Raw genomic sequence first — 24,273 nt, 5'->3', positions numbered from 1 at the left:
GTTCCCCCTCTTATGCAATAAAAAAACTCCAAAAGCCGCCACCACTCGTTACAAGTGAGAGACGCGCTTTTGGAGTTTCGCAAAAAAGAATGCTAAACAAGCAAATATATTCGTCCTCACTCATAGTCAAAGTATTTACGGTACTTCGGTAGAAACTTGCAGGCCATATCCCCGCGATTATATGAGTGTAGCTAACTATTTATTTTATAGAAGGATTATAACGCACTTTTTATACTTTGAAAAGCTTTTATTCATAAAACACGTACAAATTTTATAAAAACATCATTTTCGTTCGAGTTTTGTAAACTCTTTCATTCCCAATTATAACTTCGTTAAAATGATTGGTCCATCTTCTGTAATCGCAATTGTATGCTCATATTGAGCTGATAATTTCCCGTCCATCGTTCTCGCGGTCCATCCATTTAAATCTACTTTCGAATATCGCATACCTACATTGACAATTGGCTCAATTGTAATTACCATTCCTTCTTGTAACTCAGGCCCTTGTCCTTGCTTCCCAAAATGAAAAATTGCTGGTTCTTCATGAATTTCTTTACCGATTCCATGTCCCGTAAAGTCTCTTGCGACAGAAAAACCTTCAGCAGCTACATAACTTTCAATCGCATAACCAATATCTCCTACATGATTACCGATTATCGCCTGCTCAATGCCTTTATACAAAGCATTCTCAGCTACTAGTAATAACTTTTCTGCTTCATCAGAAACTTTTCCAATTCTATACGTCCAAGCAGAATCTGAAAGACCACCATTTAAGTTTACTACCATGTCAATTGTTACAATATCACCCTCAGTCAAAGGAACATCGGCCGGAAATGCATGACACATTTCATCGTTTACAGATGCACATATCGCATATGGATATCCGTTGTACCCTTTCTGCTCAGACGTTGCACCATGTTTTTCTAAATACGCTTCCACAAACGTATTAATTTCTTTTGTTGTAATACCTGGTTTCATTATCTTCGCAATTTCTCTATGACATGAAGCAAGTAACTTTCCAGATTCATGCATTAAATCTATTTCATTTTTCGTTTTAATTGTAATCATGCTGTCTCTCCTTACTAAACTTGCTATTTACCATTAAACTTCAATCATACACATCCTCTTCCAAAATTACAAAACTTCCAATTACAAATAGTAAGATTTATTTCTGCATAAAAAAACAGAAGGAGATTCTTCTGTTTTTTTAATCATTTTTACATATATAATTCATTTTCAAAAACTCAAAATAACTACCATTCGTCTTCTGTATAAACGTCCCAACTGCTTCAAACCCTGCCCTTTTATACACTTTAATCGCTCTTTTATTAAATGTAGCTACTGATAGTGTTATATACTTGCATCCATATTTTTCTTTACTAAAAGCTAGTATAGCATTTATGAACTGTAAACCAAATCCATTCCCAGTTATATTAGGTCTCATTCCAAGACCTATATCAACCGTTCCATCATTTATTTTACAAACAGTAAAATAACCAATGAGAGTGCCATTTTCCTTCACAGAAAATGTATGATTCCCTCTACTCTTATCTTGTAAAAATTCGGCTAAATCTTCTTCATCTGCCTCTATATCGTAAAAGGAATATTTCCCTTCATAATGCCAGTTGTATGCAATTTCTTCTGCTTCTTCTTGCGTCATCACTGTATAAGTATACTCCATTTTTCTATCCCCTTAAAAAAAAGAGCTGCAAGTAAGCAGCCCTTTTTTATAACTCGTAAATCTCTCTATACTTCGCTTCTAAATAATCTGCTAAGTAATTTGCATTCAATCCTTCACCTGTTACATCTTCTAAAATTTCAAGTGGCTTTTTCGTTTTACCGTATTGGTGAATGTTTTCTGTTAACCATTCACGAATTGGCGTTACGTTTCCTTCTTCTAATAATGCATCAAAATTCGGAATGTCTTTTACCATTCTTTGCTTAAATTGCGCTGCATACATATAACCAAGCGCATAAGATGGGAAGTATCCAAATGAACCACCAGCCCAGTGAACATCTTGTAATACGCCTTGTGCATCGTTAGCCGGACGAATTCCTAAATATGCTTCCATTTTATCGTTCCAAGCCGCTGGTAAATCCTTCACTTGTAATGTGCCATCAAATAACTCTTTCTCAAGTTCATAACGAACCATAACGTGAAGCGGGTATGTAAGCTCATCTGCTTCTATGCGAATAAACGACGGCTTTGATTCATTAATCGCATCATAAAACTCATCTACTGATATATCATTGAATTGACCATCGCTATACTCTTTTAATAAATCATAATTTTTCTTCCAGAATGATTTATTACGACCGATAAAGTTCTCAAAGAATAATGATTGTGACTCATGAATACCCATAGATGTTCCACTACATAGCGGTGTACCTTCAAATTTCTCTGCAATATTTTGTTCATATACAGCATGACCACATTCATGAATTGTGCCAAACACAGCCATACGGAAATCTTTTTCGTCATAGCGTGTCGTAATACGAACATCCCCCCTATTTAATGTGATTTCGAATGGATGTACCGTTTCATCAAGACGACCTGCTTCAAAGTCATAATTTAATTGCTTTAATAGCTCTAATGTAAAGTTTTTTTGTTTTTCTTTTGAAAAATGTTCTGATAAAGCACTTGTCTTTAATCTCTTTTGCGAATCCGATATTTCTTTTACGAGCGGTACGATACGCTCACGAAGTTGACCAAATACGTGGTCTAACACTTCTACTGTAATGCCCGGCTCATACATATCTAATAATGTATTATATTTATATGTTTCATAACCCCAATATGTAATAAATTTCTTTTTAAATTCAACGATTTGTTCTAAATACGGACGGAACATTTCGAAATCAGATTTTTCGCGAGCTTCTTCCCACACACTTTCTGCTTTCGCTTCTAATTTCACATACGCTTCATATTCCGCTTGTGGAATTTTCTTATTTCTATCATATTCTTTACGGCACTCTTCCACCATTTTCTTCGTCGTTTCAGAAAGCTTGTCTTCACTTATTAAAGCTTCAAGCTCTGTTAAATAGTTCCCCATTTCATCTGAAGTCGACATAGCAAACACTTCTGATGAAAGCATGCCAATTACTTCTGAACGCTGGTCTACACCTTTTTTAGGCGCACCTGTTCTTAAGTCCCAAAACATTAAGCTTAACGCTTCTCCGTAATTTTGTATCTTCTTCACATATGTTAAAAATTGTTTTTCTACTTCATATGTAGCTACTGTCATTATATAAAAGCCTCCTTTTTCTACCTCAAACTTAATTCGACATGAAAATCTAAATTCCTTTTATAATAGAAAAAAAGCTTGGCAAGCGCCAAGCTTTCTCCTTACAATTCTTTACCTTCTACTGGTAGTACGTTTTTCACTGCTTCTACCACTTTCTCATCTTCTGTATCAGATAAGAAGATTGATATAGCACCTTTATCTTCGCTCGTACGAATTAAACGGCCAATCCCTTGACGAAGACGTAAAATCATATATGGTACATCTACATCCCAGAATGGATCATTTACGTGCTTACGCTTCGCTTCAAACACAGGATCGTTTGGAGGGAATGGTAATGACCAAATAATAACATGTGATAATGATGAACCAGGAATATCTAAACCTTCCCATAAATGAACGGCACAAAGTACAGTCTCTTCTTCATTTTGGAAACGAGAAACAAGCTGACTAATTTCTTGGTCCCCTTCATATAGGAACGGAACTGACATTTGTTCTTTACTTACATATTCTTTAAACGCTGCAAGTTCTTGCGTTGTACGGAATAATACAAGTGTACGTCCATTTGTTTTTTGTATATTTTCAAGTGTATATTGACACTTTCTTTCCCATTCATTTTCTTTCGTATGAGATAGTAAGTTTACTGCCATTTGCTCTTCGTAATCAAACGGGGAGGCAACTGAGAATGATAAGTAATCTTTTACCCCTAAGCTATTTGCTGTAAATGCGAATGAATCGTTGTTAGATAATGTAGCAGAAGAGAAAATATACGGGATTTTCTTCGAGAATACTTTCTCTTGTAATACTTCTTCAACTGCACGCGGCATAATTACTAACGTGAAAGCTCCATCACCTTCTTCACCCCATGTAATTACATTTTTCTCGTGCATAAACAGACGAAGTGAATGCTCTAATACATCTAAATGTTCATCAACGATATTTAAATCATACGTGTTTACTGTATGCATTTCACTTTCAAATACTAATGCATCACCGACTTCACCAATTTTCGCATAAAGTCGCTTCGCTTCAGCCGTTACTTTTTCTGTCACAGTAATTTCTAAACGATCAGAACCAGCAATTTCTTTTTTATTCTCTTGTAACACATCAAAGAATCGCTCTGTTTGCCAAATTGTTTCTTCTACTAAATGCGCAAACTCCTCGCGAATATCATTTTGTAATAATCTCGTTAAAAGTTGCTCCATCATCGTTTGCTTTAAACGATATGTTAAAGCTTTTTGAGCTGCATATTCTACAAGATGTCCTTCATCAAATACAACACAACTACTTTCTGGTAATAACGGAATTTGTCCTTCACGCTTACGAGCATCATACGTCCAAATATGATCCATATAGAAATCTTGAGAGCAAATAATTAAATCTGCTGCTTTACGATAATGTTCACGTGATAGAGTTTGCCCACAACGATGACGAGAATCACAAGTGAAGCAATCTTGGAAATAATCCCAATTTACTTTTGACCATTCCTCGTCATTTAAAAGCGGAAATTCTTTTCGGTCACCGTAGTGAGTAAAGTTTTGCATCGTACCATGGTCAAATACAAACTGCGGTAATTCGTAGTATACATCTTCAATTACTTCTGGAGCTCGTCCACTCATAACATCTTCAAGTTTACGTAAACATAAATAATTATCCATTGATTTCGCAAGTCTTACATCTACCGATAAGCCTAATGCCTCAGATAATTTAGCAATGTCCCCTTCTTCTTTCACAAGCTGCTCAATTAACGTTTCATCTGCACAAGCGATAATCGCTGGCTTTCCAGTATAACGTGCATAACAAATTGCATATAGAAGATATACAATTGTTTTCCCGGTTCCTACACCAGCTTCTGCGAACATAACTTTCTTTTCTTGAAAAGCACGCTCTAATTGAAACGCCATAAAAATTTGTTCATCACGCTCTTCAAAGCCTTTTTCCGGAAGGATGTCGTAAAACACATCTCCAATCCACTCATTCAACTTATCATAAAAATTGTCTTGTTTCCCTACTTCAAATGGTAATCTCTTCTCAGTAAACATCCTTAGCCTCCAACCAAAAAGTTTTTCTATAAAAGATATAGCAACTGCTACTCATATGTGCGCAGCCACTTTCCCCTGTTGTAAAACATAGAAATACACGAAAAAAAATTTTCCTTTCGAAAAAGGAAAATTTTCTTCTATATTAATGACTTTAAATACCGTTTATCAATCGCTGTTTCATGTGAAAGAGCTGACAAATATTCTTCTTGTGCTTTTTGTATTTCATCTACAATCGCACCTTGGCTATCCACTTCTTTTCCGAGCTTATCATACGTACGGTGAATAGCTTTTTGAATCATTGATAATTGGAAACTATCCATATCAGTTCCTCCTTTACGCATTACATAATAGCCAGTATATGCGCGCTGGAGGAGTTTTATACTATGAATTACGAGGTGGACGTTTTCCGAAGTATTGGTAGTAATCTGTCACTACAATAAACTCAAAAACATAGTTATTTAAAGGTTTCCTCTATTTTCTTTTCTCCGAATCATTTATTACTACTTCAATAATAATATGTCTAGGAAAAAAATACAATGGATTTATGTATTAGACACATCATTGAATCTTAACATAATTCATCGGTATCTACAATAATTAAAATCCCTAATATCCTACTAACGCGTTCATAAATAAAAATAGGGCATTTAACTCTCTTTCTTTTTTTGACTTTCTTTTAGGCATTCATAATTTTTCTCTATTAGTAAAGTCAGAAATTCAAGCGTTTCAGGATTTTGTTCAACCATTTCTTTTAATCCAGAAAAATAAGCAATAAAATCTTCTCCAACTGACTTATGTGTAGTCCCCCTCAACTTTCCTTGTGTAACTTTCATAAACATAAAATACTCGCTAGCAATTTCAAACATAGTTTCTGCAATTTCTTTAGTAATAACTTCGGATGGCTTCTTGAAATCATTACCTTGAAACCCGCTATATAGACTATTATTTTTTAAATTGTTTAATGTTTTCTCAAACGCTTTAACACCTTGACTCTCAGGTATACCAACAATCTTTTCTAACCCTTTCACATTTACAGTGGGCATCATCATAAACAATCTAATTTTAGGGTTATGATTCACCAAACGTTTATGCAAATCCTTCCAATTATAATTTTTGTCCATTGCACTTTCAGTCAATGCCCTGCCAAACATCGGAATTTTAGATAATTCTTCACACATTAAATGAGAAAGAGTATAAGCACGTGCATATCTTTTATTTTCTAATAATAACTTTGCATCCTCTATTAATTCACTTGCATTTTCAATAACTTTTAAACTCATTTTTTCTACTTCATCTACGGTTAATTTTTTAGCCATTTTTATCCCCCAACTCTTACTGTGTACTTAACAAGAATTATAAAAACTGCTCTTTTATCATCGACAAATCATTTATTACTTTTGGATAAACTCTTCCATCCTAGATACCGAATAAAAACCATTATCTTCATCGTCTAAAGGAAGCACCTTTTTTATTGCAACGAAATCCTCTAACATCTCTGAAAGTAATTTTTTAACCTTCTCTGTATTGTCTTTCCCTTGATGGAATTTCACTGATTCTGTTATAAATGTTTTTGAGTTCTTAGATAGATTTTCAAGATTTGTTTCAACACTCTCATATTCTTCTGGTAATAAGCCCAAACTTCTTTCAACATCTTTTGCGTACATCTCTACTGATTTTAAATTCTCCTTTAATTCTTTGTCCGTTGTGGCTTTATTATCTAGTTGTTCCGCCACATCGTCTATATTTGAAATTAAACTATTAACCTCATAGGGCATTATTTTTAAAACCGCTTGTCGTCCTTCTTTTTTCATTTCTTCTGTTTGAGCATCCTCTTGCTCTTTTGCCCTATCCTCTGTTTTCGAATTTTCTTCAAATGCTTTATCTGCCAACGTTTCTTCTTTTTTATTTTCACATCCCATAAGCAATAAAAAAATCGAAAGCATCATAAAAATAGATATAACTTTTCCTTTTTTCATATACTCACCTCTTAATAAATGTTTATTTATATTAAAATTATATAATTCATTGTTTATTAATCTGCCAAAATACCAATAAAAGCAAAAACTATAACAATAAAAATAATTAAAATCACACCACAACCAACAATATCCATAGTTTGCCCTTTATCAAATTGTTCTTTGCTTCTTTTATACTGTTCTGCATCATATTCCATATTAATAAATTCACTGTTTCCAGAACGTTTATTTTCTTCTACTTGTTGCAAAAGTTTTGTATACAATTTAATATCACATTCTATTAAATCGACATACCCATTATGATATCTAATTATTACATTAAATGTGGAATCATTTTTTGCAGACAAAGCCCCTGCTAATGCTCCTGCACCACCTAAGGCAATGTTGCCAATAACCCCTCGAACTACAGCACTTTGTACATTTTTCGCACTATCTTCACTCACAATTTCAACCATTGAAATATTCAGTTTCCATTTTATGGAATCAATATTTATTAGTTCACTTTTCACTTTTTGTCCAATAATCAATTCTTGATTACGCCAATTTAATGTATACCCTTCTTTTAGTATCTGTCCTGTTACCGTCACCCCTGTAAATGGTTCCAATTTCCCCATCGGTATGCCCACTTCCCTCTAATAAATTTTACACTTTATTAATAAAATATCATATTTTTCCATACACATAAACTTCCTATTATGTACTATTTAAAATGATTTTATATTACCTTTACTTATGAAAAAAAACAGAATTTTCTGTTTTTTATTGAAAAACAATTAGGTATAATATCTATTATATTCTATTCTTGCTATCATTATTTATAAGAATCTATAAAAAACAAAGGAGGATATCATGAACGTTCAAACAAAGGGGAATGAACAGATTACAAAGTTATTAGATAACTGGTATATAGAAATTAGAAAAAGAAATTTAGATACTGCAAATCAACTAAAAAAGGAAATCAATAAAAACATTGCCAGTGCAAAAGACGATAAAAATGTACTTTTATACCACTCTTTATTGAAATTCCGTTATAAATACTTGATGGATAGTTTAAGTATTGGCAAAGATAGTTTTAAAGAAATAGAATCTTTTGATATACCAACAGATGAAACTTTATTATATTATTACCATTTTTTCAAGGCAATGCACTCAAACATAACTGGTGATTATAATTTGGCAAAAGAACATTATGAAAAAGCCGAAATTAAATTAAAACAAATCCCAGACCAACTTGAAGAAGCAGAATTTTATTTTAAACTTTCTACCTTTAGTTGTCATAACCAACAATATGTTTTAGCACTTAAACAGGTATCTAAGGCAAAAGAGATTTTTTCTAAATACAATGGTTATGAATTAAACATTGGTTACTGTAATAATCTTTACGGATTAGCATGTATACATTTGAAAGAATATGAATTAGCAGAAGAATGTCTTATCTCTGCATTGGATATATTCCAAAAACAACATGAAGAACAAGCAACCTTATACGTTCGACATAACTTAGGTTTTATGTATGCAAATCAAAACCTTTCAGAATTAGCAATTCGCTATTTATCCGAAGTAACCGAAAAAATGCCGGCAAACTATAGAGCAATTTTAATTGAAGCATGTGAACACGCAAAAATTAATAATAAAGAAAAAGCATTAGAACTTTTGAAAACAGGTTTAGAAATCAGTTTAGAATTAAAAAATCAGGAATACCAACATCGCTTTAATATCTTACTAGCGATAAACAATGAGGTTTCTGGAGAACAATTAGAATCAATAATACTAGCAGGAATGCTCTATTTTGAAAAAGAAAACCTATACGAGTACATTCATGAATATAATGAAAAATTAGCAGTAAAATTTTATCATGAAGGAAATCACTTAAAAGCAAGTAAATATTTCTATCTAAGTTCAAATGCAAGAGAAAAAATTAATGATAAGGGGGCATTAAAATGAAAAAAGTAATAATTAGTTTAATGGGAATTATGACTGCACTAACATTAACATTTGGTGTACTTGATTCTAAAGATACACATCAAACTATTTATACTGTAAAACAAATGTCAGATGGTCATACTGGTGGTTAATAGGTTAAATTAAAAGGGTGGTTATAAAATAGATAACCACCCTTTTTTATTTTCATACTTCTTTAAAATCTTTAATTAAATAATTTATTTCGCTTGAAATATCTTTTAAAGTTCATTTAAATCATTTTTTTATTATGTAAAAGAAGGGGTACAGCCCCACCGAACGAAGTGAGGTAATGAGCCGAAGGCGAACAAGAGAGCGTTAGCGAAAGAAAGATAGGGGAGCGTTAGCGACCTTCCTTTTATACTATCTATTCTTTTTACTATCTATTTTCTATACCTATCACTTTTTGTCCATTTTTGTACATTTTTTGATATTGGTCTTATCACTTTTCGTCCTAAAATGGACATTTTCTGATAAACCAATTTCGCTTTTTGACCAAAAATGGACAAAAAGTGATACCCCGTTGCATTTTAAATAAGCCATTTAACACTCCAAAATGTCTAAATGAAGGTGGAATATTTTTAGATTAAGTGTCTAAGAGGGTGTCTAAATTAATAATTAGGTACTTTTAAGACAGGATAAAAACCTTTGTTATCAAGGGATATACGTGTTAGCGTAATTTGCTGACTTTATACATATTAAACCAAATCACGAAAAAGAAAATTGAAAAGATTCCTGCTCCAAAAAGCGACCTCTCAAATTTACTTGTACTAGATTTTAAGAACCAATCCAATACCAAAACATCAAAAATAACTAGAGCGCCATATAAAGGGAAATAAAGGTATATCATGAGATACACCCAATATTTCTATTACCAAGGGTCACCGCTGTCAAAATTATTTTGAACTGTTGCATTTCCAAAAAACTTTTCTGAACCTAATGTCTCTATTTCACCATTTATAAAACGTGCACAGATTCTACCTGAATAGGTACCTTCACCTCTGTTAGTCCATTTATAAGACGTTACATCTTTATCAAAGTTTAATGAATAGGAATATGTACCATTACGATATAGATAAAGTGTATAACCAACAAATCCAGAATAGTTTTCAGCATTAACATCTTTCCCCCATGAATAAGTAACTATTCCATCTCCATCTTCTACTACTTCTCCTACGGCTTCAATATTCATAGGTGATACATTGGTTTCATAATTGTTAGGTGGTAAAGGTTTAACAGTTTCATCTTTAATTTGAAATACAGTAGATGTTTGTGCTAAACTTCCTTCACCTTCTACATATGTATTGAATAGAATAGAAACCTTAATAAAATACTCACCTGCTTGCAAGTTTGTATAATTAATAGAATCAGATATAGTTGTAATAGTTGAAATCTCCACATTATCCTTTAAAAATACAACCTTATATCCCTCCCATTCACGATACTTAACTTTATTATCATCGTGTGTCCAAGAGAAACTAATCTCTCCAAGTGATGTAGGTGTTTGATTTTTAATATCATAACCCTTAATTTCACCAACATTGGTTTGTAATCCATTAGGAGCACTAGGTAGTGTAGGCGTTACACCTTCACGGTAGAATAAAGAATCATCAATTTGACTTTCCCAATCAGTAGGTCTAGTTTCTCTCCAATAAATTTCATTAACATAATCAGAAAAAGAAGTTGTATTGTCCAAACGACAGGTAATATTTAAATATCCCTTCTTTTCAACAGATACACCGATAATACTATAATTTTTGTTTCCTATAATTATTTGTCCATCGCTTTTACCAACAAGTTTCATAATTTTTCTGGTCAAAGAAGTATCCCTTACAAACACATGAATCTCTGAATCAATTGTAACCATTGATACTGCGCTCTGATAATGCTGTGTGTAATCACTTGTACGCTGAATAACCGCAGGACATTTTAAAAGATATTTATTTGTTTCATCGGCATACTTTAAATTAAATATGATATTGTGCTCACATTGTCTCATAATTCCTTTATAATTTTCTGAACGTGGTACAGTTACTTGATTCCAAATCATCCAATACATGTCGTTATAATAGATGTAATCTCCACGCATCATTGCGAAATTAGTTGAAAGATATTTATCATTAAATTCTCGAGTATCAGTATTTGTAATGATTCCATACTTCTTAGCGCCATTTATAAACACTTCTTGACCTGCTAATGACATCATGTCATTGAATGCGTTATATTGCAGTTTAAATATATTAAATTTATCCATTTTTATCCCCCTTTCCTATTGAAATAAATTGAAGAAGTTGCTAGGTGTAGAATCTTCATTTGGCATTTGACGAATCTTTTTTTCTAGTTGGTCAATTCGTGCTTGCAAATACTTAGCAAAACTGTCAATTGTCATATCGTCCTGTCGGTAGTTTTTCATTAAATGTGGTTGGTTTGCAATTGAATTTAAGATTGCCAGTGCAGTTGAATAGATTGCTTTCTTGTTGGCTTTTGACGATGCATTGTAAATTGCATCACCGTTAATTCCTTCTTCCTCTAAATACACAATTAATTCTTCATACGGTAATTCCATACCACCGATTTCCATTTGTAATCTTTCAATATTATCCATATCTATATTCTCCTTTGTAATTGATTTGTTATATATTAAACATTCATGAGAGTTGCAAACTAATCTGTTAATGTACTCTTGAATGTAAGTTGGTGTATCCAATGGCTCATTGTTATAGAGCCAGATTCCTTCGTATGTAAATACGAATATATGCGTTTTAGCGTTGTGGTGTTCCGTAATGTAAAATCCATTCAGTTTGATTCCATTCACTTCATATCCCATGTTCTCATCATCTTCAAAGTGAACAAGAGTTGTATCATATGGAGTAAAGGACAACTCTTGATACAACATGTTTGCAACATATGGATAGATTACTTCATATTGTTCTGTTGTCATTAGTGGACGTTGTTTGATTGGATTTAATGTTAGGTACATTGATTTGATTTTGTTTTCAAGATATAATAGAGATTGACTAGGTAAATTTAGGATAGAATCAAACATCATGGATTCTCCTTTCTGAAAATTTTTTAGGGTGTGTGTTGAGAGGTTGGCTATAGGAGCATTTTGTGAACATGGGGTAAACGCTTTGTTCGACTTCTCACCTTTGGAAACACAAAAAATGAACAATACACGAATAAAGAAGTACCCCCATAATACTAATTATATACTAGTTAACATAACCCGTGTTATCGGTAGTTATATGACACGAACATTTATTGATGATTCAGTCAGAATGTTCGCTTTTGTTTTGTATCCATTTCCTTCCAAATACACTCATTCACCAACCCAAAAACGAACAAAAACGAGTTAAAAGAATATTTGTTCTCTATATACCTCTCTCATTTTTGTTCGCTTATTTTCTGGCTCGGCTCATCCTCGCACACATGCATTACTTAAAAGTGTGTCGCATGAAAGTAATACCTTTACATCACTAAACATTGATATATCAATGTTTTTGCCAACTCCCCACACACAATCACAACACTTACATATGTCACGCTTGCTCCTCGACTATACCCTATTTCTTAGTTGCAACGTCTGCTTTTACATCCATTGTCTTTGCTTGCTCATGCTCATTGACCTTGTTATTGACTTGCTTCTGCTCACTAACTCGTTTCTCACGTTCAAGTATACGCTTCAACTCTAGGTGTTCATTGCTAACATATGGATTGATTGCAACCAATGACTCCATACTGATTGCACCAACATCATACATCTTAACTAAGTTATCAATGACCTCTGTCTCATTGACTGGTCTTGCATAGTGGAACACCATATCTAACGAGTCAATAGCATCTTCACTGTATGCCTTGCCTTGCTTACCTAACAGACCCACTACCTTGCTGTTGCGTTGCTCTAGTCCCTCTCTTAGGTAACGCTCGTTGAGTCCACCCTTCATGTCAGCAAGTTGATACAGCATTCTCATACTCATCTCTGATAAGTTACTTACATCAGAAGCATTCAATGCTACAGCAGGAACACTTGCAATGTTAATCAGTTGTTGCATAAGTGTATTGAAGATTACCTCAAATGCCTTATGATTGACACCATTACTTACCATCTTAAAGTCAGCACCATCATCTAAAGTAATTCCACCACCAACGATATGAGGATTCAGCCCCTCTCCTTTTAGTTGTTGCCCAATAACTACTGGGATTGGATTATGATGTTTATAGAATGAATCACTAAACTTAGATAATAAATCCTCCATAGCATCAATGATGTTAATAAAGTCATCTAAATCGCTCTTTCCAAATGTCGTGCTCAATTCATTATCTGTTTTATAGTGAATTGGTAGACCACTAACATTCTTATAAGAACCCACAACACGTAAATCCATTCCTCCAATTGTTGAATACTTCACTACTTCCTCTAGTGTATAGACAACATAGAAGTCACTCTCTAATGATGTATAATACTCAACAAATGCAATCATCTCGTTCTCATCATTATAGATAGGATATCCGCATTCTGTCGGTACGACCTTACTGCTCACATTTCCATCACCTTTGATATACACATACTCATATGCATTACCATACTTAACTAAGTTATTTAGCAGGTCGAAGTCAATCTTGTCATAATTACCTTTCTTATACACCCTCTGCATATCTCCAACAATTTTTTCCTCACCAGTAAAAGTTATCGGTTTTTTTAATAGGTAAGTAGTTTCAAGGTTCATAATTAACTTTGCATACTGTAATAAAACTTGTCGTTGTTGATATGGTTTATTATTATAACTTTCTACAATCCTATTTGAGATAGCATGTTTACCATCCAAATATCTTTTCTTCTCAATTGTATCTACAATTCTTTTCTGGTTTTCAAAATGAGACACCTCATCTACAAACCAGAATTGGTTACCATTATGTACGGTTTTAATATAATCTTTTAAATTCATTTCTTTTTCCTTTCCAAAATAAAAAGCACCCTTTAAAAGGATGCTTAAAACATTATTGATTTACTTTCTACCCTTGGCAGCAAGTGCACCTGCAATCGTAACAACTGCCAACGCTCCAATCTGAAACGCTTTATTATTTTGTATATTGTATACAATATCTTTATAGCGAATTTCTTTTCTAATCGCTCTAATCTCATTCATAATTTCTACTCTTTGACTATCGGTTAGATTATCTTTTTCTAGCATTTTATACAACATTCTTTGTTCTTCAATTAAATTATCAACAACTTTATCAAATGAATGATTTAAATTATCCATATACTGCTTTGCTAGTTCTTGAAAATTAGGTATATTCTTCAACACATTTTCCAGAGTTTCTACTGGTAATTTAGAAAAGTTTTCAACTAACTTTGCGAATGTTTCACCTTTAACAATTTCACTTGGACTATTAACACCAATTTTATTTAGAATCTTTGATAGTTTTATAGCATCCTTTTCATTTTTAGATTTCATTGTAATCCTCCGATTAACCATAATATAGAAAAATAATACTACATTTTCCTTAAACATACCATTTATTTTGTTTAATGCCTTGAATTGCTAATGCCATAGCAATTACACAATCATCATGTTTGTCATTACCTTTTTTATTTCCTGTTTTCCCATCTGTTTCAATGAAAATCTGCATTTGCTCTAGTGTTTCTTGACAGTTTATAAAAATCACTTCTAATTCGAATTGTTCTTTTAGATCTGTAATCATAATATTTTTTGTTACTTGTGTAGTTTGATACCCTAGTTGTAATTGTTTTTTACCTGATTGCTGATTAAAAACTTTATGTTTGTACAAATTCATATACTCATATTCTTTTCTTAAACGTTCTAAGATTGGCGTACCAAAAGAGTTTCTTTCTACTGTTAAAAAGGCATAATTATAAAACTTCCCAATGATATCAAGTAACTTAGCAAATTCATAAACAGGAATTTTATTGTCATAAAAACTTAACACCTGTTCACCGTCTGCATTTAAAATTGAGATAGTAGAATAGTCACCACCACTACCACTTGCAGTATCTACGCCACCATAATAACGGACACCCTCAACAGGTAATTCATAAATCATTAACGATTTTCCAATGTATTTTGCAATACTATCTGGAATAAACATTTTTACATCTCTATATAGAAATGGTTTTTTAATATATTTTAAGCGCTCGACAATCTTTTGTTGGCCAAAAACGTTTAATCCACTACTGATAAATGATTCCATTGGGGTTGCAGGAAACTCTTGATAAAATTGTTGTAAAGTCATATCAAGTAATTTCCATCTTCGCCACATTAACTGTTTAAGAGTAGCACCTTGATTATGTAAAAATATTTCGTCTTGCTCTAAATCATCTTCAGTAAGACGTTTTCCTTTATTATTTGCTTTGTACCATATTTCTGCTTCATCATAATCATCTTTGAATTGTTTTGCGTATGAGGAAGAGTAGAAAGGAAAGAAAAATGCTTTGTACTTCGACTCACCTTTATATGCGTTCATGAAGAGTGTTTGATAGGAGTTGAAACCGTTTGAAGTAGTTTCAATTACTAATTTTGATGTTTTACTCTTTGCCAATGCTTGTTCTGCTGATAATAATATTGAATCTTGATTCTCATAGAATGCAAATTCTGATAAAAGAATGTATTCATGTAGTTCCACGCCCCACATCTTTACCTCCTGCGGTTGCAAGTGTAATAGATGAGCCATTATCAAATTTCAATTGGTTACGGTTGTTTTGTGTATCTTTTGGAAACTTAAATTTGTCATGTGGAAGGTCATCATACATCATTTTTAATTTGTCAAATAATGATGTTGATGATTCTTGTTTATAGGAAACTATCATATAATTTGTTCGTGGTCTGTTCATTGCCATCCATAAACACAAAGCCAATGACATTGTACTAAAACCAATTTGCCTTGCCTTTGCAATTACATTAAAACGTCCCATTTCATTAATGAATTTCTTTTGTTGGTCATTAACTACAAAAGGTATGTAATCACCTGTGTTAGTCGTGATTTTGACGAAATTTTCAAGCCATAAAACAGGGTCATGGTTAATCAATTCTAGTTTTTCTTTTGTTGTTAATTTTTTACTCATATTACACCATCAACCCATCTTCATCTTCTCCATCTTCATTAGAGATGGTTTCGAATCCTTTCACAATAGAATTGATTTCCTTGTACAGTTTAAGGAATGTACCAATGGCTTTGTCGTCACCATCAACTGCCTTCTCTCTTACTGCATCATACATCAATCTAATATCATCAATCATTAACGATTGTAAATACAGTGCCACCAAATTTGCATACTCTGGTGTCTTTTCCCAATTTGTAAAACCATTCATAGTTTTTCTGCCAACTGAAACAAGAAATTCTTCTTCATTTTTGGGCTGAATAGTTTGATTGAATCTTGTATCTGGGAATTTATAATTAAAATACATTCGATTCTCTTTTGTAATCTTCTTTAATGCTTCTTTTAACGTCATTTCATTTAACCTCTTTCTTACATATCATCAAAGAAATTTTCTTCTTCGATTCTTTTTGGCTTATATGATGTTGTCCATTCTTCATATACTTCAAAATCTTTCATGTGAATTTCCATCATTCTATGTGTTCTTTGTTGATTTTCTAAGTGTTCTTGATACTGGCTTTCAAGTTTTTCTCTAATCCATGATTGACCTGCTTTTTCAAGAATTTCAAATTTCTTTTCGCCTGCTTTTTTAACATAGTCGCAAGTTGTTTCTTTCCACGCTTTGTAACCCTTAAATTCAAAACGCTTTGTTTTGTCAAAGATTTGTCCAAAAACAACATCATCAAATTTAACCAATAAATCGGTTACCTTTTCTTTCTCTCTTTCAAGGAAGGATAAGTTTTTATTTGTTGCTTCAGTTTCTTTTAAATTCGTCTTAACAGACATACTTTTTACATATTGGTTTGTTTCTTGTTTCCATTGTCCAGTTTCATCTAGATATCTTTTACCAGAAACCTTTGTTAGAAATGTACAATCGTTAATGATTTCCCTTGTTCGTGTCATACCTAATTCCAGTACTTCACACCATTCTTTGTCGCAAATAGGATATTCGAATTGTGCGTTATTTCTCCAATTATGATAAGCCATAACTGTTAGGTGATAATCATCTCCTCCTGCTAGATTGTATTCACTGGATTTAATTGGCGTAAAACCTTTGAATTTGAATGGATTCTGTTTCCAATCAACTTTCCCCTCTGCTGTCACTTTCTTCATTTCATCGTTTATTTCAATTGCTAGCGCATTCTTTTTTACATCACCGTCGAAAGATAAAGTTATATAACCTTTATCTCTTAAACCTTCCAATGCTTTTCCTGCTCTTGCATTGTCTCGACTTGCTTTTGAAGTTACCCATTCCAAATCCTCTACAATGATTGTCACGTGTGTTCTGATATTCATTGTGCCAACATTCTTCATAAATTGAAGATAAGCAAACACCTTTAACTCATCGTTGTTTAATTTGTACTCTGTACCAAACCCAAACGCTACGTTTGGAATTTGGATATAATTATCTGTTGTCATTTTTAACATTTCTAATTACCCCTTTTATTTAAATTACCTTTAATGGATTACTTGTTCTTTAATCCTAATTTTTTGCCCCGCTCATTATACTCATCCAGAGCATTTAACAACTCCCCATCACGTTCAAATAGCCAAAATCGTTTATTTGTTGTGTCGTGGAATGCTGTGCAAATATATTTAATTCCTTTCTCATATCTCAAAAACTCATGTAAATTTGTTGAATAACAGAAAAAGTACTCTTTTTCTTGAAACATTCTAAATTCCTCCTTTTTAATTAACCTTTCGTTTACCTAAAACTTAATAAGAATCTATAAATTCTTTATACTTTTTTACTTTACCTTTATCCATCTCACAATCTCCTGTTTCATATCTGGAAAGAATAGATGGACTACAGCCAATATAATCTGCTAACTGGCGTAAACGTATTTTTTTCTTTCTACGTTCGATAATGTACATATCCTTAATGCTCATTGTGGTTAACCTCCTATTCCACTCACTTTTTTTACTTTTCATCAAAATAAATAAGGCAAGAGGAATTACCCTCTTACCTTATTAGATTTATGTATTTAATTAGTTAGTTACGCTTGTTTTAAGTTATAAACTGCAACTGCTTTTTTGCTTCCAACTTCAAGCGTTGCTTCTGCCACTACTTGACCTTTATCATTGTCACCAGTTTTACCTAATGCTTGGAATTGTGGTTGGCGTAAAAAAGCAACTTTAATAGCATTTACATCAAAAGCAACAATTTTATCTGCCGGCATATAACGGTCTAAGATAAAGTTAATTTTTCCGTATGAAGTATTTACAGAATCAACAGTGATACCGAAATCAGTAGTAACATGTTGGTAAGAGTAACGGTCTTTGTATAGTTCGTCAATTTGGTCTTTTAAGTCAGCACCAACTAATGCGTAAAATTCACCATTTTCATTTCCTGCTGTCCATAATTTCTTAACAAGTTCCTTAACTTCTTTTTCAGTTAATACATCTTTAGTAACACCGTTGACAACGTTACCTGCATCAACGAATTTTAAAAGTCCATCCATTTGACGTTTGCCACTTGCACCATCGTTTTTAACACCGTTGATAAGTTTATTCTCAATACCAATAGCAAGTTCAACTAAGCGGTCATTAATTTCTTGTGCGAATAAATCACCAACTGCTCCTGTTGATTGTGCTGTACCAGATACGCTAGTTGCTTTATAGAAAATTTCCATAACGTTGTTTAATTCTGCACGTCCAGATTGTACAAATTGTGTAGCATCTACACCTTCATCCACTGTAATGTCAGCAGTGCCATCAAGAGTTTTTTCTCTCCATGTGTGAAATTTTCCTTTTGAGTCAACATATAATCCTTTGCTCATAAGTAATGTGAAAAATGGAGTAGCGATAGGCGCTACTAATGCGATTTCATCAGTAAGATGAATATTTTCCTGTGTAGTTAATTTTTTAGAATCTAACATTCTTTTTTCCTCTTTCTTATATTAAAAATTTAATTTTTGACTAATCATAGATTTAGTGTCTTTGTTTTTCTTAGCAATGCTATAGCCGTCTACCTGTTTATGATTTGTCGGTTTATATCCATTCGCCAACTCTAGTTGACCAATGATTTCCTTTAATCTTGTAATTTGATTATTTAATGCTTCTGTATCATCGACAGAAACGTTAAAGAAGTCAGCGAAAACTTCAACGCCTTCTTCTTTTAAGGTTTGTGCAACCTCTCTTTTCCAAATAGATTCCAACTTTTGTTGAATTTTAATTTCATCATCAGTTAATTCTTTTGGTTTGTATTGTGACAACTCTTCAATCTGGTTATATAGCAAATCTACTTCTTCTTGTGAATAAGTTTTTTCTTCAACTACTTCTTCATTTTGTTGAGTTTCTTCAACATCTTTTGCCTGTTCTTGTTGTTCTTGGTTATTAATTTCTTGCATTTATATTTCTTCCTCTATTTAAAATTAAGAATAAAAAAGAAGGGTGTGGCTATCCACCCTTCTATAAAGGAGTACACTAATCGCTATCGTAAGAAAAGATGTAATTAGTTTTCCAAGGAGTTTTGCTTTTCACTCATACAATAAATTGAGTAAAGTTATAAAAAAATACCCCTCATTAATATAGTGTTTATGAAAGCACTTTTGTCGCTGTTTTGATACTTCGAATAAAATACCCCTCATATATTAGTGGTTTTCAAAGCACTTTTGCAACCATTTTATATTTTTCCAAAGTACCCTTCATATATTAGTGGCTTACAAGGGGGAAAAGTATGTATTTTATGTTTTAAGATTAATTCCCTCACTAATAATACCTTCAACTAAGTTGTTTTGTACGTGTTTTATGTTTTACCCCTCATATATTAGTGCTTTTGAAGGGCATTTTGTTAACCTTTTACGTTTAAGAAAGACCTTCTCATTAATAAAGTGTTTATGAAAGCACTTTTGCAACCATTTTATGTTTTATCCCTCATATATTAGTGCTTTTGAAGGGTATTTTGTATGTGTTTTTTATTTTGTGTATTTATCTCTCATTAATAAAGTGTTTATCAAGGCACTTTTGTTAACCTTTTGATACTTCAAATAAAATACCCCTCATTAATAATGCCTTTAACTAAGGTGTTTTTTCCGTATTTTGATAAAAAGTATTGACTTCGGTCGTCTGTCTTTCATCATGGAATGAGGGTACAGGACAACGGCTAGGGCATAGAATGACTACCTTACATTGCAAAAATAAGAAGGTTAATGCAACATAAAGCAGACGTTCATTGTCATTTCTCATGGTCTATCGGGTTAAGGAATCCGTATAGTAACACCTTGTTTGAACGTTAGATTTCCACCTACAACGAACTTTTAACATGTTATGCTTGTCCAACATGCTGAAAGATTTAGGGAAGGAATTGTACTGCGGACATATCCTTAATTATTCGTAACCTAATTTTATCTTTCTTATTCGTTGCTACCTGTACCGTAGTACACCAAGCAACCTTTACCAAACCGTTTATGGACGTTCTCTCCTAGACTATACTCAGCGCAAACAAGGAAACGCTTTTGTGAGTATACGCTTAACTTTATGACATCGGCTTAGCGAACCTGTTCAAGTGTTTAGCGTGGTGTTAGGTCATTCCCACGTTCGGAATTACCGTACACTCCACCAAAAAAAGGCATTACTGAAGAAACCTTGCATTCCTCGAATTTTTCCGATAAAATGAAGGTGCTAAATGTACGGTTTGTCCGTTATTTAGTTGGGAACAGTGGAGTTTTTCTCCCCTGTGGCTAGTTTTGAGAGTCGGTTTCTTGGCGGGAGCGACTCTTTTTCTTTTGGTTTAAACTTCAATAAAATTTAAAGGGTTATATTTATCATTTACATCATGCAGTGCATGACCATAAAGTTTTACATATCGCTCGGTCATTTGGAGCGTTTCATGTCTCATGAGTTTTTGTAAATTCAAAGAGTCCATTCCCATTTTTAAACACTTAGAAGCAAAATAACGTCTAAAAGCATGACAAGTTAGTCCTTCCATATTTAAATTCTTTTTTAAACGTTTGAATAAAGTAGAGATTGCTTCTGTAGTTAATTGTCGATTCCACTTATCTGGGAACACATATACAACTTCTTTCTCTTCTTCGAAATAAAATTCTAAAAATGTTTTATATTCCGCTAATTCTTTTTGCAATTTCCTTGTGTATGGAATAGTAGCAACGGTTCTCTTCTTCCCATAGGTCATAATTGTCCTATTCCTCATATCAATATCAGACCACTTTAAATTAACTAATTCTTCTCTTCTAAGCCCTGTAGAAATTAACAAGACAATTACCATTCGGTTTCTCATTAAAGCAAAATTCGTGCCTTTATAATGACCTCTATCAAAGTGTTCAAGAACACTCTTCACTTGCTCATCTGTTAAAACATCTGTTATGGTATCTTCTTTACTAAATTTAATTTTTTTGAATGGATTATCTTCAACTATCCCTTCCTCTTCTAGGTACTTAAAATACACCTTTAATGTTCGATTCTTTTCATTTATTGTAGATATACTATTTTTCAAATCATGCTTACAATAAATTAAAAATTCTTTTGCAACTTTTGACGTAACTTTATCAGTATCAAATATCCCTTTATTTACACAAAAGGACTCAAACCTTTTCAAAATTCCTTTATAAGATTTCAAAGTATGTTTACTTAAATTACGTAATTCCCTGTCATCCAAAAATTCTTGCATTGCAATTTTATACAACAAAAAAACCTCACCCTTTCTTCCTTTCGGAAAAAAGAATGAGGTTTATTTATTGGGCTAATATTTAATAACTTGTCCTAAGCGAACCAATTATGTTTTAGCCCTTCAAATGCCTTTATACTATGAATTACGAGGTGGACGTTTTCCGAAGTATTGGTAGTAATCTGTACGGATAAATCCGTTAAACAGTTTACGTTTCTTCGATGCATCTTTTCCGTAGCACTTCTCAAACGCTTCGTAACTTGTTAATACATACGCCGACCATGTGTCTAATGGACGGAATACTTGTCCCATTTCTTTATACAGTTGTTCAACAAGTGCTTTTTCACTTAAACGTTCTCCGTATGGAGGATTCGTTACAACATAGCCATAATCCTCTTTTGTTGTGAAATCTTTTACTTGCATTTGTTTAAATGTAATTAAATCGCCTAAACCGACTTCTTCTGCATTATCTTGAGCAACACGGATCATACGATGATCAATATCTGATCCAATGATTTGCAATGGTTGATCATAGTTCGCTAAATCTTCTGCTTCTTGACGAGCTTCACGCCAGTTTTGTTTACCAACCCAGCCCCACTCATCCGATGCAAAACCACGGTTAAAACCTGGTGCGATATTTTGTCCAATTAATGCTGCTTCAATCGGAATTGTACCTGATCCACAGAAAGGATCCACGAAAGGACGATCTGGCTTCCAGTTTGTTAATTTAATTAAAGACGCAGCTAATGTTTCTTTTAAAGGAGCTTCCCCTTGATCCACACGATATCCACGTTTATGAAGTCCAACACCGCTCGCATCGATTGTTAATGTTGCGATATCTTTTAACATTGCAATCTCAATACGGAATAACGGGCCATCTTCTTCAAACCAAGTTGTACGTTTATATGTTGTTTTTAATTTTTCAACAACAGCCTTCTTAACGATACGTTGGCAATCCGAAACACTGAATAACTCAGATTTTAAAGATTTACCGATAACAGGGAACTCACCGTTCTCTGGAATATAATCTCCCCAGTTTAATGCTTTCGTTTTCTCAAACAGCTCATCAAATGTTGTCGCTTTAAATTCGCCAACTTTAATTTTCACACGGTCCGCAGTACGTAACCATAAATTCGTGCGACAAATCGCCTTTTCATCTGCTTCAAATGTTACTTTGCTGTTTTCTACTTGGCATTCATAACCTAGATCACGAACTTCTCGGGCAACTAAAGCTTCAATACCCATTGCCGCTGTTGCGATTAAAGTAACTTTTCCCATTTGCATTCACCTCTTATGTATATTCAAACAATAATTAATAGCCATTTATCCTATTAATTATTACATTTTACGAAGAATTTTCTCATTAACCATTTTAACTCATAATTTATAACTTCATACAAATAAAAAGCCCTCCTCTAACAAAGGAGAGCTGAGTTATTTCATAGTTGGTTCATAACGTTCTGTAAGCCATGTTCTGTTCCTTTGTACTGCAAACGGCCCACGCCTCGTACTCCGGTGGCAATCATCTATCTACAGGTTATACAACCTGTCCTTTCCCATCGTTCATTTCCTTGGAAAAGATTCCCCTACCATTATTTGGGTTTCTCGCTCGTGGGGTTTACCTCGTTCCACTCCTATCATTTCTTCAAGGACTTCGTCACTGTGGCACTTTAAAGGTAGTCAAACCATATCCGAAAGGACTTAGGTTTTTTCCCTGCCGTTAAACCAGCCTTACAGCCAGAATACCCTAGCTTATGAATTGGCTAGGCACGAACACTACAGCCATCTCAGGCCGTGCGAGCATGGACTTTCCTCTACAACGTTGGCGTTGCAGCGATTACCCAAACGTTATGACATCCATTAGTATAGTGGAAACAAAAAGATTTTGCAATGTTTTTTTCTATGTAAAATGCTGTAACCTTTTTATCACCAGAAATTATTCGTATAACTTACTTCCAAATACAGCTTTTTCTAAATTCGATAGACGTTTTAAAATGTCCGTATTCGTGTTGTTATATACTGGTTGTGCAACTGGTGTTTGTACAACTGGTTGTTGTGGAACTTGCGTTGCTGCTAGCTTTTGTTCTTCTAGTTCACGCTTTAAACGAGCATTTTGTTGCTTTAATTGCTCAAATTCCTTGTGAAAAGCTTCGTAATCTTTAATGATCATATCAAGAAACTTGTCTACTTCTTCTTGTTGATAACCTCTCATACCTGTTTTAAATTCTTTTTCTAAAATATCTTTTGCCGTTAATTTAATTTTATCCGAAATCATTTTCTTCACCTCAAATTTTTGCCAAAACTTTCATTA

At 33.2% G+C, this 24,273-nt stretch carries 23 protein-coding genes, 1 other RNA gene, 1 pseudogene and 1 riboswitch; of the genes and pseudogenes, 2 read left to right on the top strand and 23 right to left on the bottom strand.

Annotated elements, in window-relative coordinates; all coding sequences use genetic code 11:
• Positions 1–103: 103 nt before the first annotated feature.
• A riboswitch (purine riboswitch) is annotated at positions 104–205 on the bottom strand.
• Positions 206–321: 116 nt separating this feature from the next.
• From PDQ40_RS01055 to PDQ40_RS01020, 8 genes are all read right to left on the bottom strand, one after another.
• Positions 322–1,068: a type I methionyl aminopeptidase gene (locus tag PDQ40_RS01055; RefSeq protein ID WP_000628426.1), complete on the bottom strand. Its 747-nt coding sequence runs from the start codon at positions 1,066–1,068 to the stop codon at positions 322–324.
• A gap of 139 nt (positions 1,069–1,207) precedes the next feature.
• Positions 1,208–1,681 (bottom strand): GNAT family N-acetyltransferase, encoded by a 474-nt coding sequence (locus tag PDQ40_RS01050; RefSeq protein ID WP_000456878.1) that lies wholly within the window; start codon positions 1,679–1,681, stop codon positions 1,208–1,210.
• Between the two features lie 46 nt (positions 1,682–1,727).
• On the bottom strand, positions 1,728–3,245 hold the full coding sequence (ypwA, locus tag PDQ40_RS01045) for a carboxypeptidase (RefSeq protein WP_075395949.1): 1,518 nt from the start codon (positions 3,243–3,245) through the stop codon (positions 1,728–1,730).
• A gap of 101 nt (positions 3,246–3,346) precedes the next feature.
• Complete coding sequence (locus tag PDQ40_RS01040) at positions 3,347–5,284, bottom strand: ATP-dependent DNA helicase (RefSeq protein ID WP_000493701.1); 1,938 nt, start codon at positions 5,282–5,284, stop codon at positions 3,347–3,349.
• A 137-nt stretch (positions 5,285–5,421) separates the two neighbouring features.
• Complete coding sequence (locus PDQ40_RS01035) at positions 5,422–5,604, bottom strand: DUF3921 family protein (protein WP_270691178.1); 183 nt, start codon at positions 5,602–5,604, stop codon at positions 5,422–5,424.
• Between the two features lie 327 nt (positions 5,605–5,931).
• Positions 5,932–6,600: an AbiV family abortive infection protein gene (locus PDQ40_RS01030; RefSeq protein ID WP_001085271.1), complete on the bottom strand. Its 669-nt coding sequence runs from the start codon at positions 6,598–6,600 to the stop codon at positions 5,932–5,934.
• A 75-nt stretch (positions 6,601–6,675) separates the two neighbouring features.
• Positions 6,676–7,260, bottom strand: coding sequence for a hypothetical protein (locus tag PDQ40_RS01025; RefSeq protein ID WP_000715521.1), 585 nt, complete (start codon positions 7,258–7,260; stop codon positions 6,676–6,678).
• A gap of 56 nt (positions 7,261–7,316) precedes the next feature.
• On the bottom strand, positions 7,317–7,874 hold the full coding sequence (locus tag PDQ40_RS01020; protein WP_270691177.1) for a hypothetical protein: 558 nt from the start codon (positions 7,872–7,874) through the stop codon (positions 7,317–7,319).
• A gap of 235 nt (positions 7,875–8,109) precedes the next feature.
• Here PDQ40_RS01020 and PDQ40_RS01015 point away from each other — a divergent pair, with 235 nt between their 5' ends.
• Positions 8,110–9,204, top strand: coding sequence for a response regulator aspartate phosphatase (locus PDQ40_RS01015; protein WP_270691176.1), 1,095 nt, complete (start codon positions 8,110–8,112; stop codon positions 9,202–9,204).
• Positions 9,201–9,335: a hypothetical protein gene (locus tag PDQ40_RS01010; RefSeq protein ID WP_254918733.1), complete on the top strand. Its 135-nt coding sequence runs from the start codon at positions 9,201–9,203 to the stop codon at positions 9,333–9,335. The genes PDQ40_RS01015 and PDQ40_RS01010 overlap by 4 nt, the downstream gene beginning before the upstream one ends.
• Positions 9,336–10,090: 755 nt before the next feature.
• Here PDQ40_RS01010 and PDQ40_RS01005 read toward each other — a convergent pair.
• From PDQ40_RS01005 to gpsB, 15 genes and pseudogenes are all read right to left on the bottom strand, one after another.
• Entirely contained in the window at positions 10,091–11,473 is a 1,383-nt protein-coding gene (locus tag PDQ40_RS01005) for a hypothetical protein (protein WP_270691175.1), read from the bottom strand.
• A gap of 15 nt (positions 11,474–11,488) precedes the next feature.
• Entirely contained in the window at positions 11,489–12,265 is a 777-nt protein-coding gene (locus PDQ40_RS01000) for a glutathionylspermidine synthase (RefSeq protein WP_270691174.1), read from the bottom strand.
• A gap of 517 nt (positions 12,266–12,782) precedes the next feature.
• Entirely contained in the window at positions 12,783–14,165 is a 1,383-nt protein-coding gene (locus PDQ40_RS00995; RefSeq protein ID WP_270691173.1) for a phage portal protein, read from the bottom strand.
• Positions 14,166–14,225: 60 nt separating this feature from the next.
• Entirely contained in the window at positions 14,226–14,678 is a 453-nt protein-coding gene (locus PDQ40_RS00990; protein ID WP_270691172.1) for a hypothetical protein, read from the bottom strand.
• 49 nt (positions 14,679–14,727) lie between these two features.
• Positions 14,728–16,303: pseudogene (locus tag PDQ40_RS00985) on the bottom strand (terminase large subunit domain-containing protein).
• Between the two features lies 1 nt (position 16,304).
• Positions 16,305–16,691, bottom strand: a complete 387-nt coding sequence (locus PDQ40_RS00980; RefSeq protein ID WP_270691171.1) for a hypothetical protein — start codon at positions 16,689–16,691, stop codon at positions 16,305–16,307.
• 17 nt (positions 16,692–16,708) lie between these two features.
• A complete protein-coding gene (locus tag PDQ40_RS00975) occupies positions 16,709–17,764 on the bottom strand; it encodes a hypothetical protein (protein WP_270691170.1) in 1,056 nt (351 codons plus the stop codon).
• A 38-nt stretch (positions 17,765–17,802) separates the two neighbouring features.
• On the bottom strand, positions 17,803–18,009 hold the full coding sequence (locus PDQ40_RS00970; RefSeq protein ID WP_000485079.1) for a hypothetical protein: 207 nt from the start codon (positions 18,007–18,009) through the stop codon (positions 17,803–17,805).
• A gap of 43 nt (positions 18,010–18,052) precedes the next feature.
• A complete protein-coding gene (locus PDQ40_RS00965; protein WP_270691169.1) occupies positions 18,053–18,226 on the bottom strand; it encodes a helix-turn-helix domain-containing protein in 174 nt (57 codons plus the stop codon).
• A 107-nt stretch (positions 18,227–18,333) separates the two neighbouring features.
• Complete coding sequence (locus PDQ40_RS00960; protein WP_000887342.1) at positions 18,334–19,215, bottom strand: SU10 major capsid protein; 882 nt, start codon at positions 19,213–19,215, stop codon at positions 18,334–18,336.
• Between the two features lie 21 nt (positions 19,216–19,236).
• Positions 19,237–19,686, bottom strand: a complete 450-nt coding sequence (locus tag PDQ40_RS00955; protein ID WP_061536753.1) for a hypothetical protein — start codon at positions 19,684–19,686, stop codon at positions 19,237–19,239.
• 1,382 nt (positions 19,687–21,068) lie between these two features.
• Complete coding sequence (locus tag PDQ40_RS00950; RefSeq protein WP_002170300.1) at positions 21,069–21,980, bottom strand: tyrosine-type recombinase/integrase; 912 nt, start codon at positions 21,978–21,980, stop codon at positions 21,069–21,071.
• A gap of 120 nt (positions 21,981–22,100) precedes the next feature.
• Positions 22,101–23,240, bottom strand: a complete 1,140-nt coding sequence (locus PDQ40_RS00945; RefSeq protein WP_000521234.1) for a THUMP domain-containing class I SAM-dependent RNA methyltransferase — start codon at positions 23,238–23,240, stop codon at positions 22,101–22,103.
• Between the two features lie 180 nt (positions 23,241–23,420).
• An RNA gene (rnpB, locus tag PDQ40_RS00940) (RNase P RNA component class B) lies at positions 23,421–23,811 on the bottom strand.
• A gap of 87 nt (positions 23,812–23,898) precedes the next feature.
• Positions 23,899–24,237 carry a cell division regulator GpsB gene (gene gpsB / locus PDQ40_RS00935; protein WP_000622430.1) on the bottom strand — a complete coding sequence of 113 codons (339 nt, stop codon included), beginning with the start codon at positions 24,235–24,237 and terminating at the stop codon, positions 23,899–23,901.
• Positions 24,238–24,273 lie beyond the last annotated feature (36 nt).

Origin of the sequence: Bacillus cereus group sp. Bc061, from assembly GCF_027715825.1 — a bacterium.
In the GTDB taxonomy this organism is placed as follows: domain Bacteria; phylum Bacillota; class Bacilli; order Bacillales; family Bacillaceae_G; genus Bacillus_A; species Bacillus_A paranthracis.
The sequence above is the reverse complement of the archived record's forward strand: the minus strand, read 5'-3'. Positions and strand labels throughout refer to the sequence as shown.

Excerpts from the sequence above, each read along its gene's own strand:
- PDQ40_RS01055 (WP_000628426.1), bottom strand. The coding sequence starts at position 1,068 with ATGATTACAATTAAAACGAAAAATGAAATAGATTTAATGCATGAATCT.
- PDQ40_RS00975 (WP_270691170.1), bottom strand. The coding sequence starts at position 17,764 with ATGTTAAAAATGACAACAGATAATTATATCCAAATTCCAAACGTAGCG.
- PDQ40_RS01015 (WP_270691176.1), top strand. The coding sequence starts at position 8,110 with ATGAACGTTCAAACAAAGGGGAATGAACAGATTACAAAGTTATTAGAT.
- ypwA (WP_075395949.1), bottom strand. The coding sequence starts at position 3,245 with ATGACAGTAGCTACATATGAAGTAGAAAAACAATTTTTAACATATGTG.
- PDQ40_RS01005 (WP_270691175.1), bottom strand. The coding sequence starts at position 11,473 with ATGGATAAATTTAATATATTTAAACTGCAATATAACGCATTCAATGAC.
- PDQ40_RS00970 (WP_000485079.1), bottom strand. The coding sequence starts at position 18,009 with ATGTTTCAAGAAAAAGAGTACTTTTTCTGTTATTCAACAAATTTACAT.
- PDQ40_RS01050 (WP_000456878.1), bottom strand. The coding sequence starts at position 1,681 with ATGGAGTATACTTATACAGTGATGACGCAAGAAGAAGCAGAAGAAATT.
- PDQ40_RS01040 (WP_000493701.1), bottom strand. The coding sequence starts at position 5,284 with ATGTTTACTGAGAAGAGATTACCATTTGAAGTAGGGAAACAAGACAAT.
- PDQ40_RS00980 (WP_270691171.1), bottom strand. The coding sequence starts at position 16,691 with ATGACGTTAAAAGAAGCATTAAAGAAGATTACAAAAGAGAATCGAATG.
- gpsB (WP_000622430.1), bottom strand. The coding sequence starts at position 24,237 with ATGATTTCGGATAAAATTAAATTAACGGCAAAAGATATTTTAGAAAAA.
- PDQ40_RS01025 (WP_000715521.1), bottom strand. The coding sequence starts at position 7,260 with ATGAAAAAAGGAAAAGTTATATCTATTTTTATGATGCTTTCGATTTTT.
- PDQ40_RS01020 (WP_270691177.1), bottom strand. The coding sequence starts at position 7,874 with ATGGGGAAATTGGAACCATTTACAGGGGTGACGGTAACAGGACAGATA.
- PDQ40_RS00955 (WP_061536753.1), bottom strand. The coding sequence starts at position 19,686 with ATGCAAGAAATTAATAACCAAGAACAACAAGAACAGGCAAAAGATGTT.
- PDQ40_RS00965 (WP_270691169.1), bottom strand. The coding sequence starts at position 18,226 with ATGAGCATTAAGGATATGTACATTATCGAACGTAGAAAGAAAAAAATA.
- PDQ40_RS01010 (WP_254918733.1), top strand. The coding sequence starts at position 9,201 with ATGAAAAAAGTAATAATTAGTTTAATGGGAATTATGACTGCACTAACA.
- PDQ40_RS01030 (WP_001085271.1), bottom strand. The coding sequence starts at position 6,600 with ATGGCTAAAAAATTAACCGTAGATGAAGTAGAAAAAATGAGTTTAAAA.
- PDQ40_RS00945 (WP_000521234.1), bottom strand. The coding sequence starts at position 23,240 with ATGGGAAAAGTTACTTTAATCGCAACAGCGGCAATGGGTATTGAAGCT.
- PDQ40_RS00990 (WP_270691172.1), bottom strand. The coding sequence starts at position 14,678 with ATGAAATCTAAAAATGAAAAGGATGCTATAAAACTATCAAAGATTCTA.
- PDQ40_RS00960 (WP_000887342.1), bottom strand. The coding sequence starts at position 19,215 with ATGTTAGATTCTAAAAAATTAACTACACAGGAAAATATTCATCTTACT.
- PDQ40_RS01035 (WP_270691178.1), bottom strand. The coding sequence starts at position 5,604 with ATGGATAGTTTCCAATTATCAATGATTCAAAAAGCTATTCACCGTACG.
- PDQ40_RS00995 (WP_270691173.1), bottom strand. The coding sequence starts at position 14,165 with ATGAATTTAAAAGATTATATTAAAACCGTACATAATGGTAACCAATTC.
- PDQ40_RS01000 (WP_270691174.1), bottom strand. The coding sequence starts at position 12,265 with ATGTTTGATTCTATCCTAAATTTACCTAGTCAATCTCTATTATATCTT.